Annotated in this window: 14 protein-coding genes; 9 read left to right on the forward strand and 5 right to left on the reverse strand. The window is 75.2% G+C overall.

Going from position 1 to position 16,624, the window contains the following annotated elements; translation table 11 throughout:
• Positions 1 to 124: 124 nt before the first annotated feature.
• Positions 125 to 1,069 carry a DUF4184 family protein gene (locus ACFVGY_RS25925; RefSeq protein WP_385681245.1) on the reverse strand — a complete coding sequence of 315 codons (945 nt, stop codon included), beginning with the start codon at positions 1,067 to 1,069 and terminating at the stop codon, positions 125 to 127.
• Between the two features lie 275 nt (positions 1,070 to 1,344).
• Between ACFVGY_RS25925 and ACFVGY_RS25930 the strand changes: the two genes are divergently transcribed.
• The 3 genes from ACFVGY_RS25930 to ACFVGY_RS25940 all read left to right on the forward strand — a co-directional run bounded on the left by ACFVGY_RS25930 (position 1,345) and on the right by ACFVGY_RS25940 (position 3,738).
• Positions 1,345 to 2,517: a lytic transglycosylase domain-containing protein gene (locus tag ACFVGY_RS25930; protein WP_385681247.1), complete on the forward strand. Its 1,173-nt coding sequence runs from the start codon at positions 1,345 to 1,347 to the stop codon at positions 2,515 to 2,517.
• Between the two features lie 76 nt (positions 2,518 to 2,593).
• Complete coding sequence (locus tag ACFVGY_RS25935) at positions 2,594 to 2,737, forward strand: SPW_0924 family protein (RefSeq protein ID WP_385681249.1); 144 nt, start codon at positions 2,594 to 2,596, stop codon at positions 2,735 to 2,737.
• 11 nt (positions 2,738 to 2,748) lie between these two features.
• Positions 2,749 to 3,738: a DUF3068 domain-containing protein gene (locus ACFVGY_RS25940; RefSeq protein ID WP_385681251.1), complete on the forward strand. Its 990-nt coding sequence runs from the start codon at positions 2,749 to 2,751 to the stop codon at positions 3,736 to 3,738.
• Here the strand turns inward: ACFVGY_RS25940 and hrpB are convergent.
• Together hrpB and ACFVGY_RS25950 are read right to left on the reverse strand one after the other, a co-directional pair.
• Complete coding sequence (gene hrpB, locus ACFVGY_RS25945; RefSeq protein ID WP_385681252.1) at positions 3,728 to 6,337, reverse strand: ATP-dependent helicase HrpB; 2,610 nt, start codon at positions 6,335 to 6,337, stop codon at positions 3,728 to 3,730. The two genes, ACFVGY_RS25940 and hrpB, sit on opposite strands and share 11 nt — an antisense overlap.
• A 3-nt stretch (positions 6,338 to 6,340) precedes the next feature.
• Positions 6,341 to 7,201, reverse strand: coding sequence for a class I SAM-dependent methyltransferase (locus tag ACFVGY_RS25950; protein WP_385681254.1), 861 nt, complete (start codon positions 7,199 to 7,201; stop codon positions 6,341 to 6,343).
• 342 nt (positions 7,202 to 7,543) lie between these two features.
• Between ACFVGY_RS25950 and rpsA the strand changes: the two genes are divergently transcribed.
• The 4 genes from rpsA to ACFVGY_RS25970 all read left to right on the forward strand — a co-directional run bounded on the left by rpsA (position 7,544) and on the right by ACFVGY_RS25970 (position 11,376).
• Entirely contained in the window at positions 7,544 to 9,049 is a 1,506-nt protein-coding gene (gene rpsA, locus ACFVGY_RS25955; protein WP_179176975.1) for a 30S ribosomal protein S1, read from the forward strand.
• 207 nt (positions 9,050 to 9,256) lie between these two features.
• Positions 9,257 to 10,195: a PAC2 family protein gene (locus tag ACFVGY_RS25960; RefSeq protein ID WP_385681256.1), complete on the forward strand. Its 939-nt coding sequence runs from the start codon at positions 9,257 to 9,259 to the stop codon at positions 10,193 to 10,195.
• A gap of 107 nt (positions 10,196 to 10,302) precedes the next feature.
• A complete protein-coding gene (gene coaE / locus ACFVGY_RS25965) occupies positions 10,303 to 10,917 on the forward strand; it encodes a dephospho-CoA kinase (RefSeq protein WP_385681257.1) in 615 nt (204 codons plus the stop codon).
• Positions 10,918 to 10,965: 48 nt separating this feature from the next.
• Complete coding sequence (locus ACFVGY_RS25970; protein WP_385681259.1) at positions 10,966 to 11,376, forward strand: tetratricopeptide repeat protein; 411 nt, start codon at positions 10,966 to 10,968, stop codon at positions 11,374 to 11,376.
• Between the two features lie 76 nt (positions 11,377 to 11,452).
• Here ACFVGY_RS25970 and ACFVGY_RS25975 read toward each other — a convergent pair whose 3' ends face one another.
• The gene (locus ACFVGY_RS25975) at positions 11,453 to 11,710 is read right to left on the reverse strand and encodes a DUF6343 family protein (protein ID WP_385681260.1); all 258 of its coding nucleotides are present in this window, start codon (positions 11,708 to 11,710) and stop codon (positions 11,453 to 11,455) included.
• Between the two features lie 167 nt (positions 11,711 to 11,877).
• On the opposite strand from ACFVGY_RS25975, the gene ACFVGY_RS25980 reads away from it, so the two are divergent.
• Together ACFVGY_RS25980 and ACFVGY_RS25985 are read left to right on the forward strand one after the other, a co-directional pair.
• Positions 11,878 to 14,844: a DEAD/DEAH box helicase gene (locus ACFVGY_RS25980; RefSeq protein ID WP_385681262.1), complete on the forward strand. Its 2,967-nt coding sequence runs from the start codon at positions 11,878 to 11,880 to the stop codon at positions 14,842 to 14,844.
• Positions 14,841 to 16,055, forward strand: a complete 1,215-nt coding sequence (locus ACFVGY_RS25985) for a hypothetical protein (protein ID WP_385681264.1) — start codon at positions 14,841 to 14,843, stop codon at positions 16,053 to 16,055. The genes ACFVGY_RS25980 and ACFVGY_RS25985 overlap by 4 nt, the downstream gene beginning before the upstream one ends.
• Here the strand turns inward: ACFVGY_RS25985 and ACFVGY_RS25990 are convergent.
• Positions 16,036 to 16,587, reverse strand: coding sequence for a hypothetical protein (locus tag ACFVGY_RS25990; protein WP_385681266.1), 552 nt, complete (start codon positions 16,585 to 16,587; stop codon positions 16,036 to 16,038). The genes ACFVGY_RS25985 and ACFVGY_RS25990 overlap by 20 nt on opposite strands.
• Positions 16,588 to 16,624 lie beyond the last annotated feature (37 nt).

Consider the following 16,624-nt stretch of genomic DNA (forward strand, 5'->3'; position numbering starts at 1 on the left):
CGGGGGGGTGCGCGGGGGCGGGGGCGGGGGGCCAGGGTGGGGGGCCCACCGGCCCCGGGGCGGCGCGCGCGGGGGCCCCCCCGCCCCGGGGGGGGGGGGCCGCCCCCGCGTGCAGGTGTACGGGCTACCTGGCGCGGAGGGGCTCGGGTGACTCCGAGCCCGCCGGGTGCCGGGAGCCCGGGCCGTTGCCGTCGTTCCGGTCGTCCCGGTGGTCCCGGTGGTCCCGGTCGTCCCCGCCACGGCCCGGGCGGCGGTGCCGCAGCCGCACCAGCACCCCGTACAGCAGCAGGCCCACCGCGAGGCCGGCGCCCGCGCCGAAGCAGACGGTCGGGACGATGTCGAGGGGCGAGCGGACCCGGTCGTAGAACGTGAAGAAGCGCATCACCCGCGTCGTCACCCCGGCGGCCACGCACCCGGCGACGAGGAGGGCCGAGCCCAGTACCTCGGCCCGGCTCAGGACCGGCACCGCCGCGGGCACGGGCCGGTCGGGCATCCGGCGCAGGGCCGTCGCCGCGAACCAGAGCAGCCCGCCGGCCGCGACCGCCGACGAGCCGTACTGCAGGTAGGTGTAGAGCGGGTACCCGTACGCGATCGGCTCGCCGAGCCAGGGCAGGGCGTTCGTCCCCCACCGGTCCAGGTGCGTGAAGCTGTCCCACACCACGTGCGTGAGCGAGCCCAGCACCGCCGAGAGGTAGAACCACAGCGCGAGCACCGCCGGCCGCCGCGCGCCCCGGCCGCCCGGCCCGCCCCGCCAGTCCTCACCCCGGAGCAGGGCGTGGACCCGGCCCCGACGGGTCCGCGGCAGCAGCGCGACCAGCGGTTCGCGCAACAGCAGCCAGCACGCCGCGAGAACGGTGGTCAAGGCGGCGTCCGCGGTCAGCACGCCGGGCAGCGAGTGCGTGAACGCCCCGTACTGCATGACGCCGCCGACGACCGCGTCCGCGAAGTAGAACGTGTCGGGTGCGAACGAGCCAAGGACGAGCGCGGAGGCGACGAGCGGGCCGCGCGCACGGCCGGTGCGGCGGACGGCGGGCAGGACGGCGGCGGCATGGCTGAGGGTGAACGGCACGGCACCTCTTGGTGGTTCGGCGGTTGTCGGCTCGGGCGGGCACCGGGTCACGCCGCGTGACGGCGGCTTTACTTCGACCCAATGCGTCTCGAACCGGGTCCGGACAGTATGCGTGACCTGCACATGACGTGGGGAAGTGGTGAAGCCCGGGCACTGATCGGTGCGGTGTGAAGGGAGCTGACGTAGGGTCACGCCGACGTCGAGGGGGAGGGGACCGGCTCATGTCGGCTCGTTGGACGGCTGGTGGCAGGCTGCGCAGGGGAGGGACCGCCGCCGTGGCGTGCGCTCTGGTGGCGGCCGCGGTGACCGCCTCGCAGGCCCCGCCCGGTTACCGTGCGGCCCCCGCCGGGGAGAGCGCCGCGCAGGCCGCGGCGCCCCCGGCGGCCGTCGGAGCGGACGGCGGCGACGGCGCGTACCTCACCGAACTCCCGCCCCTCACCAGCCCGGAGCCGCCGACCGCCCCGGCGCCGGAGGGCGCGCAGACCCCGCCGGCCGCCCCCGGAGGGACGGCCGGATCGCCCCACCAGCCCGTCGCCATGGGCGGTGCGCCGGGGGCGCAGGGGATACCGGCGACCCTGCTGGCCGCGTACCAGCAGGCCGAGGACCGGATCGGCCGCACCGATCCGGGCTGCGGGCTGCGCTGGCAACTCCTCGCGGCGATCGGCAAGGTCGAGTCCGGGCACGCGGGCGGCGGGCGCGTCGACGCCGCCGGCACCACCCTGCGCCCGGTCCTCGGGCCGGTCCTGAACGGCAACGGCTTCGCGACGATCCGGGACACGGACGGCGGCCGTTACGACGGCGACAGCGCCTACGACCGCGCGGTCGGGCCCATGCAGTTCATCCCGTCCACCTGGGCCGCCTGGGGCCAGGACGCCGACGGCGACGGCCTGCGCAACCCCGGCAACGTGTACGACGCGGCCCTCGCCGCCGGGCGCTACCTGTGCGCGGGCAGCCGCGACCTGCGCGTGGGCGCGGACCTGGACCGGGCGGTGCTCTCCTACAACCACTCCTCGGAGTACCTGCGGACGGTGCGGTCCTGGTTCGCCTACTACCTCAAGGGGGCGCACGAGGTCCCGAACGCAGGAGGCGGCGCGAGCACACCGGCGAAGCCGCAGCCGAAGCCCACGCCCACGCCGTCCCCGACGCCGAGCCCCAGGCCGACGCCGACCCCCACGCCGAGTCCGAAGCCCACCCCGAGCCCCACGCCCACGCCGACCCCGCCCGCGCCGCCGACTCCGTTGCCCACGCCGACGCCGACGCCCAAGCCGACGCCCACTCCCAAGCCGACGCCCACTCCCACTCCCACGCCGAAGCCCACGGCCACCCCCCGGCCCACGCCCAGCCCCACCGCGAGCGTCCGGCCCACGCCCTCCGCCGCCAAGCCGTCCGGAACGCCGTCCGCGTCCCCCTCCCCGACCGCGACGCGGAGCGGCACGCACACCCCGTAGCCGAACGGTTCTCATCTCGCACGCGCGTTGCTACCGTGCCTCCGCCCTGACGCTCCATCAGATCCGGAGGCCCGGTATGCGCGCACTCGCCGCCGCCGCCATCGGCCTTGCCGCCGCGCTGGCCCTCGCGTTCGCCCTCACGGCGCTCGGGTCGCAGGAAGGCGAGACCTCGCCCAGACCGCTGCTCACCACCGCGCCCGCCGCGCCCGGACAGCGGTGAGGAGGCAGGACGTGCGACGCCGAGCGAGCCTCGTCCTCATCGCCCTCGCGGTGTTCTGCACCGCCCTCGCACCCCTGCTGCGCTGGTACGCCTACCCCCGGCTGGCCAAGATCCCGCCGAACCAGTACCAGGAGATGGTCCTGGAGGCGAAGGACGCCACCCTCCTCGACTACACCGGCGGCATGCAGCCGAAGAAGGTCGACAAGGTCACGATCGTCCAGACCCTCAAGGGCAACGTCGAGGCGTCGCGGGAGATCGAGGCGAGCACGGGCAGGGACGTCGTCGTCTGGGACACCCTGTCCCACATCGCCGGCCCCGACGGGAAGACGGTCTCCCAGATCCCCGAGCGCTACGTCTTCGACGCCCACACCCAGGAACCCGTGCACGCCGCCGGCGAGGCCGTCGACGGCGACCCCGTCAAGCGCGAGGGCATCGAGTTCAAGTGGCCGTTCTTCGCCGAGCCGCGCGACTACCTCTACTTCGACGCCCAGACCCGCACCTCCACTCCCATCCACTACGTCGGCCCGCGCACGTTCCGCGGCATGGACGTGTACTACTACGAGCAGCACGTGCCCTGGACGAAGGTCCCCCTGCCCAAGAAGATGCCGATCGAGGGCATCGACCCGGCGACCTTCGAACAGAGCACCGGCACCAGCCTCTGGTACCAGGCCAAGGCGATGTTCTGGGTCGACCCGGTCACCGGGGCGCCCGTCAACGCCGAGCAGGTCGTCGAGCAGGAGATGCGCGGCGGGATCGCCGCCGGGGCGCCGGAGGGCCGGCTCACCGTCTTCGCCGGGCACGTCAAGATGCGCGAGGACTACAGCCGGTACACCGTCGACCTGGTCCGGTCGAACCGGGCCAAGGTCCTCGCCCTCCACACGTACGCCCCCGCCGGCCTGGCCGCCGCCGGGCTCGCGCTGCTCGGCGCGGCCCTGTGGCTGGAGGCCCGCGGCCGCCGCACCGCCCCCGCCGCCGGGGCCGGGGCGGAGGTCAGCGCCTGAGGCGGGCGTTGGTGTGCCGGGTCGGCTCGGCCGTCGCCGGATCCTCCGGCCAGGGGTGCTTGGGGTAGCGGCCGCGGAGCTCGGCGCGCACGGCGCGGTAGCCGCCCTGCCAGAACGAGGCCAGGTCCGCGGTGACCGCCGCGGGCCGCCCGGCCGGCGACAGCAGGTGCACGAGTACGGGCACCCCCGCCACCCGGGGCGTCTGCGCCAGCCCGAACAACTCCTGCAGCTTGACCGCCAGCACGGGTTGCTCGGCCGAGTAGTCCACCCGGATCCGGGAGCCGCTGGGCACCTCGATCCGCTCCGGGGCCAGCTCGTCCAGGCGGGCGGCCTCGCCCGTGGCCCAGGGCAGCAGCCGGGTCAGGGCCTGGCCGGCGTCGACCCGCGCCAGGTCCGCGCGGCGGCGGGCCGAGGACAGCTCGGGCTCCAGCCAGTCCTCCGCCGGGCGGGCCAGCAGGGCGGCGTGGGACACGTCCGGCCAGGGGGCGCCCAGGGTGCGGTGCAGGAACGCGAGGCGCTCGCGCAGGGCCAGGGCCTCCGCGGACCAGCGCAGCAGCACGCCCGGACCCTCGGCCGCGAGCCCCTCCAGCAGGGCGCGGCGCACCAGGGCGGGGTCCGGGTCGCGCAGGGGGCGGGCGGTGAGCTCGATCGCGCCGAGGCGTTGCACTGCGCGGGCGACCACGTCTCCGGCTTCCCAGCGCACCTCCTCGCAGGCGGAGAACAGGTGTTCGGCCGCGGCCCGGGCCGTGGCCTCGTCGAGGACGGCGGCCAGTCGGACGCGGGCGTCGGCCGAGCCGGTGCTGCGGTCGGCGACGGCGACGGCGAGCCACTCGCCGGCGGTGGCGAGCCGGGAGCCGTCCGGGAGGGCGGCTCCGGTGCCGGAAGCCATGAGGTACTGGCCCCGGCCGCGGGCGCGGGCCACGCGCTCGGGGAACGCGAGCGCGACGACGAGCCCGGCGACGTGGTCGTCCGCCGTCGGAACGCCCCCGCCCGCCGCGCAGCGGGCATCGGATACGGCGGGAAGGGGCGGGGTGGGGGAGGTCTCCGTGGCGGCCAACGCCGCGGCCAGCCGCCCGGCCTCGGCGCGCCAACGCCCCGCATAGCCGTCGCCCCCGCCCCGCGCGCCCCCAGCGGCTGCGGCGCCCCGCGCGCCCCCGGCCCGCGCGGTGCGCCAGGCCGCGACGAGGTCGTCCCCGTACTCCCGCGGCGGCTCCTCGCTCAGCAGTGCCACCACCTCGGCCACCCGCCGTCCGCCGCCCAGCGCCGTCGCCCCGTCCAGCAGGGCGCGGGCCAACCGCGGGTGCAGGCCGACCCGGGACATGGCCGCACCCCGCGGCGTGACCCGCCCGGCCGCGTCCAGCGCGCCCACCGCGGACAGCACGGACCGCGCCGCCGCCATCGCCCCCGCCGGCGGCGGGTCCAGCAGGGCCAGTCCCGATGCGTCGGGATCCCCCCAGCAGGCGGCGTGCAGCGCGAACGCGGTCAGGTCCGCCAGCCGTATCTCCGGGGCCGGAAACGCCGGCAGCCGCCCGTGCTCCGCCTCCGCCCAGCACCGGTACACCGTCCCCGGCGCCTCGCGGCCCGCACGCCCCGCCCGCTGCCGGGCCGCCGCGCGGGAGGCCCGTACGGTCGTCAGCGCGCCCAGGCCCCGCGCGTGGTCCGTCCGCGGCTCGCGGGCCAGCCCGGAGTCCACCACCACCCGCACCCCGGGCACGGTCAGGCTCGACTCCGCCACCGCCGTGGAGAGGATCACCCTGCGGTGCCCGGCCGGTGTCAGCGCCGCGTCCTGGACCGCCGCCGGAGCCCGGCCGTGGACCTGCAGCACCTCCGCCCCGACCCCGGCCAGCAGCCCGGCCACCCGGCCGATCTCGCCGGTGCCGGGCAGGAAGCACAGCACGTCCCCGGCGCGCTCGGCCAGCGCCCGCCGCACCACCGCAGCCACGTGCGCCAGCTGCGCTGGGTCCACCCGCATCCCGTGCGGCGGCCGCACCGGCCGGGCCGGCGGGGCCCAGACCGTCTCCACCGGGTACGAGACCCCGTCCGCCCGCACCACCGGAGCACCGCCGAGCAGCCGCGCCCAGCCTTCCGCGTCGGTCGTCGCCGACGCCGCGACCAGCCGCAGCTCCGGGCGCAGGGTCTCCCGTACGTCCAGCAGGAACGCGGCGGCGGTGTCGGCGTCCAGGTGCCGCTCGTGACACTCGTCCAGGACGACCACGTCCACCCCGGACAGCTCCTGGTCCCGTTGCAGGCGCTGCAGCAGGACACCGGTGGTGACCACCTCCACCACCGTGTCGGGGCCCACGGCCCGCTCCCCGCGCACGGTGTAGCCGACCGCGCCGCCCACGCTGTCCCCGCCCAGCAGCCAGGCCATCCGCCGCGCCGCGGCCCGGGCGGCGATCCGCCGGGGCTCGGCGACGATCACCCGGCGCCGCGGCCCGTCGCCGACCAGCCCGGCCAGGGCCAGCGGCACCAGCGTGGTCTTGCCGGTGCCGGGCGGGGCGCACAGCACCGCCGCACCGTGGCCGTCCAGGGCCGAGGCGAGCGCGGGCAGTGCCTCCCGTACGGGGAGGGTGTCGAGGGCGGAGGTGCGTACGGGCACGGCTCAGGCTCCGTCCGCCCGCTCGCACACGAAGATCGCGGTTCCGGGGATCAGGTTGCCGCGCAGCGGGGACCAGCCGCCCCACTCCTGGCTGTTCCAGGCGGGCCACTCCGGCTCCACCAGGTCGAGCAGGCGGAAGCCGCCCGCCACCACGTCCCGGACCCGGTCGCCGAGGGTGCGGTGGTGCTCGACGTACACGGCGTTCCCCTGCGCGTCCTGCTCCACGTACGGGGTCCGGTCGAAGTACGAGGCCGCCACGGACAGCCCCTCGGGGCCGGGCTCGTCCGGGAAGGCCCACCGGACGGGGTGGGTGACGGAGAAGACCCAGCGGCCGCCGGGGCGCAGGACGCGGTGCACCTCCCGCATGACGTTCACCGGGTCGGCGACGAAGGGCACGGCCCCGTACGCGGAGCAGGCCAGGTCGAAGGAGCCGTCGCGGAAGGGCAGCCGCCCGGCGTCCGCCTCCACCAGGGGGACCGTGCCGCCGTCGATGCGCAGGGCGTGCTGGAGCTGGCGGTGGGAGAGGTCGAGGGCCACCGGGAGGGCCCCCTGGGCGGCGAGCCAGCGGGAGCACTGGGCGGCGCCGGCGCCGATCTCCAGGACGACCTTGCCCTTGAGGGAGTCCGTGGGGCCGAGGAGGGCGGCGTCGGCCTCGTCCAGGCCCTCGGGGCCCCACACGAAGCGGTCGTCGCCGAGGAAGGCTCCGTGCTCGCGCTGGTAGTCGTCCGCGTTGCGGTCCCACCAGGAGCGGCTCGCCCGGCTGCTCTCCGCGTCGTCGGTGTCACGCCGCGTGGCGACGGCGTCGTCCCCGGTCTCGCCAGGGGCGCCGGGCACGTGTTCGGGGGCGTAGTCCTCTTGGTTCATGGGGCCCGTCGTCGTAGTCTGCGAAAGAGGTCGGGGAGGCGTTTCGCGCCTGCCCGCCCATGAATTGTGCCGGTTGTGCGGTGATCCGCCCGGGCTGTGCGCCTTCGCGCATTGACCCTGTCCGGCCGTCCCCGTATGCTACAAGTTGCGCTGCGAGCCTGTGCTCCTCAGACCTAGCAGGCTGCGCTTGCATCTGTTGATGTCCCCTCGGTTCTCGAGGCCCGTGCCGCCTTTGGCGGACTTGGGCTTCCTTGGCTGTCCGGCTTCTTCGGCAGATGCCGATAAGGGCTCCCGGCGTAGCAGTACCTACGACTTCATGTCCGTACCGGAGCCCTTTCCCACATGACGAGCAGCACCGAGACCACCGCCACCACTCCGCAGGTTGCGGTCAACGACATCGGTAACGAGGAAGCCTTCCTCGCCGCGATCGACGAGACGATCAAGTACTTCAACGACGGCGACATCGTCGACGGCGTCATCGTGAAGGTCGACCGGGACGAGGTCCTGCTCGACATCGGCTACAAGACCGAAGGCGTCATCCCGAGCCGCGAGCTCTCGATCAAGCACGACGTCGACCCGAACGAGGTCGTCAAGGTCGGCGACGAGATCGAGGCCCTGGTTCTCCAGAAGGAGGACAAGGAAGGCCGCCTGATCCTCTCGAAGAAGCGCGCCCAGTACGAGCGTGCCTGGGGCACCATCGAGAAGATCAAGGAAGAGGACGGCATCGTCACCGGTACCGTCATCGAGGTCGTCAAGGGTGGTCTCATCCTCGACATCGGCCTCCGCGGCTTCCTCCCGGCCTCCCTGGTCGAGATGCGCCGTGTCCGCGACCTCCAGCCCTACGTGGGCAAGGAGCTCGAGGCGAAGATCATCGAGCTGGACAAGAACCGCAACAACGTGGTCCTGTCCCGCCGCGCCTGGCTGGAGCAGACCCAGTCCGAGGTCCGCCAGACGTTCCTCACCACCCTGCAGAAGGGTCAGGTCCGCTCCGGCGTCGTCTCCTCGATCGTCAACTTCGGTGCCTTCGTGGACCTGGGTGGCGTCGACGGTCTGGTCCACGTCTCCGAGCTGTCCTGGAAGCACATCGACCACCCGTCCGAGGTCGTCGAGGTCGGCCAGGAGGTCACCGTCGAGGTCCTCGACGTCGACATGGACCGCGAGCGCGTCTCCCTGTCGCTGAAGGCGACCCAGGAGGACCCGTGGCAGCAGTTCGCCCGGACCCACCAGATCGGTCAGGTCGTCCCGGGTAAGGTCACCAAGCTGGTTCCGTTCGGTGCGTTCGTCCGCGTGGACGAGGGCATCGAGGGCCTGGTCCACATCTCCGAGCTGGCCGAGCGCCACGTGGAGATCCCGGAGCAGGTCGTCCAGGTCAACGACGAGATCTTCGTCAAGGTCATCGACATCGACCTGGAGCGTCGCCGGATCTCGCTGTCCCTGAAGCAGGCCAACGAGTCCTTCGGTGCCGACCCGGCGTCGGTCGAGTTCGACCCGACCCTGTACGGCATGGCCGCGTCCTACGACGACCAGGGCAACTACATCTACCCCGAGGGCTTCGACCCCGAGACCAACGACTGGCTCGAGGGCTACGAGGCGCAGCGCGAGGCCTGGGAGCGCCAGTACGCCGAGGCGCAGGCTCGCTTCGAGCAGCACCAGGCCCAGGTCATCAAGAGCCGCGAGGCCGACGAGGCCGCCGCTGCCGAGGGTGCTGCCGCCCCGGCCGCCGGCAACGCCGGTGCGGGCATCTCGGGTGGCTCCTACTCCTCGGAGTCGGACGAGACCTCGGGCGCCCTGGCCTCCGACGAGGCCCTGGCCGCGCTCCGCGAGAAGCTGGCCGGCGGCCAGAGCTGATCGCAGGATCGCAGCACACCGCGCACACCCGGAGCGATCCGGGAGTGAGCTGAGCTGAAAGCAAGGCCCGTCCCCTTCGGGGGGCGGGCCTTGCCGCTGTTCTGCCGCCGTCCCGCGGTGCGTTCCCGTGAATCGCCCCGAACGGGGAATGGTGCGGCCCCCCTTGGACGTTCAGGGCAGAGAACGCGGCGAGGAGGAGCGGTGACGGTGCTTGATCCAAAGGGTTTGTACGAGTGGGACGCGAAGGGCCTGGCGGTGGCCGACGTGGCGCTTGCCCAGGACTCGGCCGGACTGGTCATGCTCTACCACTTCGAGGGGTACATCGACGCGGGCGAGACCGGGCAGCAGATCGTCGAGCGGCTGCTCGACAGCCTGCCCCACCAGGTCGTCGCCCGGTTCGACGCCGACCGGCTGGTCGACTACCGGGCACGGCGCCCGCTGCTGACCTTCCGGCGCGACCACTGGACGGAGTTCGAGGAGCCCCGCCTGGAGGTCCGCCTCGTCCAGGACGCCACCGGCGCGCCGTTCCTGCTGCTGTCCGGCCCCGAGCCGGACGTGGAGTGGGAGCGCTTCGCCGTCGCCGTGCGGCAGATCGTCGAGCGCCTCGGTGTCCGGCTCTCGGTCAACTTCCACGGCATCCCCATGGGCGTCCCGCACACCCGGCCCGTCGGCATCACCCCGCACGGCAACCGGACCGACCTGACGCCGGGCCACCGCAGCCCCTTCGACGAGGCCCAGGTGCCCGGGAGCGCCGAATCGCTCCTCGAGTTCCGCCTCGGCCAGGCCGGGCACGACGTGCTGGGCGTCGCGGCGCACGTACCGCACTACATCGCCCGGTCCCCGTACCCGGACGCCGCGCTGACCGTGCTGGAGACGATCACCGCCGCCACCGGGCTGGTCCTGCCGGCCGTGGCCCACGCGCTGCGCACCGAGGCCCACCGCACCCAGACCGAGATCGACCGGCAGATCCGGGAGGGAGACGAGGAACTCGTCTCCCTGGTCCAGGGCCTGGAGCACCAGTACGACGCGGCGGCCGGCGCCGAGACCCGCGGCAACATGATCGCCGAGCCGGTGGAGATCCCGTCCGCCGACGAGATCGGCCGTGAGTTCGAGCGGTTCCTCGCGGAACGCGAGGGCGAGGGCTGACCGCTCCCGCCCGTCGACGATCCGCTAGCCTGGGCGCTCGCGGGCGCCGGTGGCGGCTTTCCCGCACGGGCGGGGAGCAGACGGGGACGAGGGGTGGAGGCACAGGCGTGCTCAGGGTAGGACTCACCGGCGGCATCGGTGCCGGCAAGAGCGAGGTCTCGCGGCTGCTCGCGGGGTACGGGGCGGTCCTCGTCGACTCCGACCGCATCGCGCGGGAGGTCGTCGAACCCGGCACGCCCGGCCTGGCGGCGGTCGTCGCGGCCTTCGGGGAGTCCGTACTGACCCCCGAGGGGACGCTCGACCGCCCCGGTCTGGGGTCCATCGTCTTCGCCGACCAGGAGAAGCTCCGGACCCTCAACGGCATCGTCCACCCGCTGGTCCGGGCCAGGTCGGCCGAGCTGGAGGCCGCCGCGGGCCCCGACGCGATCGTGGTGCACGACGTACCACTGCTCACGGAGAACGGCCTCGCCCCGCTGTACGACCTCGTGGTGGTCGTCGACGCGGCCCCGCAGACGCAGCTCGCCCGGCTGACCGCCCTGCGCGGGATGGCCGAGGACGAGGCCCGGGCCCGGATGGCCGCACAGGCCACCCGGGAACAGCGGCTCGCCGTGGCGACCCTCGTGATCGACAACGACGGGCCGCTGGAAGCGCTGGAACCGCAGGTGCGCGCCGTGTGGGACGAGCTGACCACCCGGGCGAAGGCAGCGGCCGCCGAAGGCTGACCGGCGCCCGATCGCGTGGAACGCGCGAGGAAGGGGAAGGAGCAGACCGTGACCGACAGCGTGCCGCAGGTTCCCCCGCCCGGCTCACCGCCCTCGTCCCCGGAGACGCACGTCATCGACTTCCGGGCCGCCGAGCGGCTGCTCGCCGCCCGCGACCCGCACGGCGCGGTGAAGCTGCTCGACTCGGTCATCGCCGCGCACCCGGAGAGCGGCGCGGCCCGGCTGCTGCGTGCCCGGGCGTACTTCGCGTCCGCCCAACTACGGCGCGCGACCCGGGAGTTCGAGCTGATCGTGGAGCGGGAACCGGACAACGCGTTCGCGCACTTCGCGCTGGCCCGCACCCATGAACGCGCGGGCCGGCCCGATCAGGCCCGCAGGCACTTCCGGCTCGCCGCCGCCCTCGACCCCCAGCCGGACTACCTGGCGGCCGCCGGCTTCGACGGCCCGAGCCCCTCCTGACCGGGTCCTGCGCGACGCCCGCGCCACCTTGCGCGCGGGCCGGTCAGGCCCTGTGCACGGGACGGTCGGCCACCGGCTACCGGCGCGGGGGCTCGTACGGGGGGATGTTCCGGCCGGGCTGGTAGTGCGGACCCTGGTGGATGTGGTGGACCACCACGGCCATGTCCACCGTCGCCAGCACCGCGACCGCTCCGCACGCCGCCGCCCACCCGGGGCGGCCGGCCAGGGAGAACAGAACCGTTCCCGCGGTGGCCCAGACCAGCCCCCACACGCTCAGCCAGAACCGCAGCCGCAGCGGACTGCGGGCGGTCACCGGCTCGTTTCCGGTACGCATGGGCACATCGCCTCGTCGCGTTGCAACGGTCGTACAGGGCCTACGTCCCATGGTGCCACCGGCCTTCCGCGCCCCGGGGAACGCGCAGGTCAGCGGGGATTGTCAGCGTGCGCGCCTAAACTCGGCGGAAGACGTGGTCCGACCGACGCAACGGCAGGAAAGGGGGCATGGTGACACCGCAACCGCCGCAGCAGGCACTGCTGCGCCACGCCGCCGTCTTCCTGCCCGCCCCCGTCCCGCGCCAGGGCCGCATCGCGTTCTGGGCGCCGGACGGCGACCCCCTGCCCGACATTCCGGAGGGGGCGCAGACCCGGATCGAGGTGGTGCGCCCGCACGGCACCGGGGCGCGCACGCGGACCGTGCCCGCCGTGATCCTGGCCGTCGCCGAGGCACTGCCCCTGCTGGTCCACGCCCCGCGCGCCGCCGTCACCCATCCGGCCACCCGGGCCTGGGGCACCGCCGCCACCCATGCGCTCACGCTCGCCGCCCGCGGCCGGCTGCTGCCGGGGCTCACCCCCGACGACGTCGACGCCTGGCGGGCCGGTCCGCTCGACGCCGAGGACATCGGCCACCTCCGCGCGGTCGCCGCCGCGCTCCCGTACGAGGGGTACGCCACCCCCCTGCCCGGCCGCCGGCCGCTCCAGCTGCCCGAGCCGGAGGCCCTGGTCCGGGCGTTCCTCGACGCCGTCACCGACTGCCTGCCCCGCACCCCCGCCGCGGCCGTGGCCGCCGGGCTGCCGTTCGCCGCCCAGGAGCCGCAGCGGGTGCCCGGGATACGGGACTGGGCGGCGCAGGTCGCGGCCGGCGCCGACGCCGGCGTGGGGATCTCGCTGCTGCTGGACCTGTCCTCCTTCAGCCTCTTCGACCAGGGCACCGGGGCCGACGCACACACCGCAGGGGACGGCGGTGTCGGCGAGGGCGCCGGCGCGGACGAGGGCGCCGGCGCGGACGAGGGCGCCGGCGCGGACCAGGGCGCCGGGGCGGAGGCGGGGCCCGGCGCGGACGGTGCCGGGCGGGTGGAGCTGCGCCGGGCGGGCGCCGCCGTCGTCCAGGTGCACAGCCTGGCCGACCCCACGCTCGTCACCGACGCCGCCCAGCTGTGGGCCGGCGCCGCCCCCGCCGGCTTCGGGCCGCGCGCCCGCATCGACGCCGTCCTCGCACTGCGCCGGGCCGCCCGCGTCTGGCCGCCGCTGCTGCGCCTGCTGGACCGGCCCGTCCCCGACCTGCTGCCGCTGTCCGACCCGGAGCTCGAAGACCTCCTCGGCACCGCCGCGACCCGGCTGGCGGCCGCCGGGGTCCCCGTCCACTGGCCGCGCGAGCTGGCCCGTACGCTCTCCGCGACCGCCGTCGTCCGTTCCACCGCGCCCGGCTCCGCCATCGACGGCACCCCGTTCTTCGACGCCGAGCACCTCTTCGCGTTCTCCTGGGAACTCGCCCTGGGCGGCGACCGGCTCACCCCGTCCGAGATGGAGGCCCTCGCCGACGCGCACCGGCCGGTGGTGCGGCTGCGTGACCAGTGGGTGCGCGTCGACCCCGAGCTGGTCCGCAAGGCCCGCAAGCGGGACCTGGGCCTGCTGGACCCGGTGGACGCGCTGGCGACCGTACTGACGGGCACGGCCGAGGTCGACGGGCAGCAGGTGGCGGCGGTGCCGGTCGGGGCCCTGGCCGCCCTGCGCGAGCGGCTGACCGGCGACCTCGCCCCGCTGCCGCAGCCCGCCGGGCTGAAGGCCACCCTGCGCGACTACCAGGCGCGCGGCCTGGCCTGGCTGGACCTGATGACCTCGCTCGGCCTCGGCGGGTGCCTCGCCGACGACATGGGCCTGGGCAAGACCGTCACGCTGATCGCGCTCCACCTGCACCGGGACCGCCCCGAGCCCACCCTCGTCGTGTGCCCGGCCTCGCTGCTGGGCAACTGGCAGCGGGAGATCGAGAAGTTCGCGCCCGGGGTCCCGGTGCGCCGCTTCCACGGCGGCGGCCGCAGCCTCGACGGGCTGGCCGGGGGATTCGTCCTCACCACGTACGGGACGATGCGCGCCAGCGCGGCCCGGCTCGCCGGACAGGCCTGGGGCATGGTCGTCGCCGACGAGGCGCAGCACGTGAAGAACCCGCTCTCGGCGACCGCGAAGGCGCTGCGCACGATCCCCGCCCCGGCCCGGGTGGCGCTCACCGGCACCCCGGTGGAGAACAACCTCTCCGAGCTGTGGGCGCTGCTCGACTGGACCACCCCCGGCCTGCTGGGACCGCTGACGACCTTCCGGGCGCGCCACGCCCGGCCGGTGGAGCACCAGCAGGAGGAGGACGGGGGCAACGAGGCGGCGGTGGCCCGGCTGGCGGCGCTCGTCCGGCCGTTCCTGCTGCGGCGCCGGAAGTGCGATCCGGGCATCGCCCCCGAGCTGCCCCCGAAGACGGAGACCGACCATCCGGTCTCCCTCACCCGCGAGCAGGTCTCGCTGTACCAGGCCGCGGTGGACGAGGCGATGGCCGTGATCGGGGCCAGCGAGGGGATCGAGCGGCGCGGCATGATCATGAAGCTGCTGGCTTCCCTGAAGCAGATATGCAACCACCCCGCGCAGTACCTGAAGGAGGAGCGGCCCCGGATCCCGCACCGCTCCGGCAAGTTGGCCCTCCTGGACGAGCTGCTGGACACGATCCTCGCGGAGAACGGCTCGGTGCTGGTCTTCACCCAGTACGTGACGATGGGCCGGATCATCGAGCGGCACCTGTCGGCGCGCGGGATCTCCCACCAGTTCCTGCACGGCGGGATCCCGGTCGCGCAGCGCGAGGAGCTCGTCGACCGCTTCCAGTCCGGGGAGGTCCCGGTCTTCGTGCTGTCGCTGAAGGCGGCCGGCACCGGGCTCAACCTCACCCGCGCCGGACACGTCGTCCACTTCGACCGCTGGTGGAACCCGGCCGTCGAGGAGCAGGCCACCGACCGGGCCTACCGCATCGGCCAGGTGCAGCCCGTCCAGGTCCACCGGATCATCGCCGAGGGCACCGTGGAGGACCGGATCGCCGAACTGCTGGAGTCGAAGCGGGCACTGGCCGACGCCGTCCTCGGTTCGGGGGAGGCGGCCCTGACCGAGCTGACCGACCGTGAGCTCGCCGACCTCGTCTCCCTGAGGAGGCCTGCATGATCACCACGCGGGAGGACCGCCGCCGCACCTTCGAGACCGTGCCCGCCGGCGGGGACGCCGCCAGCTGGTGGGGCCGGGCGTGGGTGTCGGCCCTGGAGCTCGCGGCCCGGGACCCGGCCCGCCTGGCCCGGGGCCGTGCGTACGCGGCGGAGGGGCACGTCGAGGCGGTCACGGTCACGCCCGGCCGGATCGTCGCCTACGTACGGGGCACCCGGGCCCGCCCGTACCGCACGGAGCTGGCGTTGACCCCGTTCGACGCCGCCGGGTGGGACGAGCTGCTGGAGGCGGCCGCCGCGGACCCGGTGGCCCTGGCCGACCTGCTGGAGCGGGAGGTTCCGCAGTCCCTGGCCGAGCGGATCCTGCCCGGGGCGGGCGAGCTCCTGCCGCGCTGCTCCTGCCCGGACCCGGCCCGTCCGCCCTGCAAGCACGCCGCGGCCCTGTGCTACCGCGCCGCCCGCCTCCTCGACGCGGACCCGTTCCTGCTGCTGCTCCTGCGCGGCCGGGGCGAGCGGGAGCTCCTCGACGAGCTAGGCCGCCGCAACGCCGCCCACGCCGCGCGTGAACAGCCCGCCGCGGCACCGGACTTCCCCGGCGTCCCGGCGCGCGCCGCGCTGGCCCGCACCACCCTGCCCCCGCTGCCGGCCCCGCCGGCCCCGCCCGCCGTGCCGGGGCTGCCGCCCGCCTGCCCGGACGAGTCGGGTGTGCCGGGCGCGCCGGACCCGTTGGCGCTGGACCAGCTCGCCACGGATGCGGCCGCCCGCGCGCTCGCGCTCCTGCGCACCGGCGAGGACCCGATCGGCGGGCTCACCCTGTGGCAGGACGCCGTCCGCCTGGCGTCGGCGCACCACACCGCGGGCCTGACCGGCGCCGCCCGGACCCTCTACCGGGACCTGGCCCGGGCCACCGGCCGCACCACGACCGACCTCGCCCGGGCCGCGGCGGCCTGGCGCCAGGGCGGCCTCCCCGCGCTCGTCGCCCTGGAAGAGCCCTGGGATCCGCCGGCCGGCCCGTTCGACCGGGCCCGCCCGGCGCTCCTGGCGGCCTCCCGCGGATCGTTCCGGCCCGAGCGGAACCGGTTGACCGAGGGCACCCGGCAGCTGCGGCTCGGCCGCGACGGCCTCTGGTACGCGTACGAGACCCGGCCGGGCGGAGAGGACTGGTGGCCCACGGGCCGCCCGTCCGCGGACCCGGTCAGCGCGCTCCCGTACTGATCCCGGCGGCCCAGCGGCCGAGGGCGGTGAAGTCCCGGTCGCGCAGGCCGTGGCGGGGGCGGATGCGCAGCAGCAGGGCGGGCGCCGGGTGGTGGGCGGCGACCCAGGCCCGGTCCCGCGCGTTGATCATGTCGTCGACCCAGGCGAAGGGGCGGCCGGCCGCCCACGCGACCAGCGACCGGGTCTTCCACGAGAGCCCGTCGGGGTCGCGGGCGAACAGCTCGGGCCACTCGATGAACGGCAGGTCTCCGGGGAGCCCGATGTGCGGGGCGACCATGGTGTTGGCCTCGTCCATCCAGGTCGTGGCCCAGGCCAGGTCGAACGGCAGGGCGAGCAGTCGGGCGCCGTGCGACGGGTGCAGGCGGACCTTCAGGCCCCGCCGCGCCCGGCGCGAGTCCGGGCTCCGGTACGACATCCAGACCGTGGGCCGCATCCGGTGGCTGGTGTAGCCGCGCAGGCCCGCCAGACGGGACCGGAAGGGGTTGAGGGGGCCGTCCACGTCGAGCAGGAGCAGCGGGCGATCGGTGGTCATGAACCAGCCACTACCCGCTACACGATGGAGTGAAATG

Origin of the sequence: Streptomyces sp. NPDC127106 (assembly GCF_042677605.1) — a bacterium.
GTDB lineage: Bacteria > Actinomycetota > Actinomycetes > Streptomycetales > Streptomycetaceae > Streptomyces.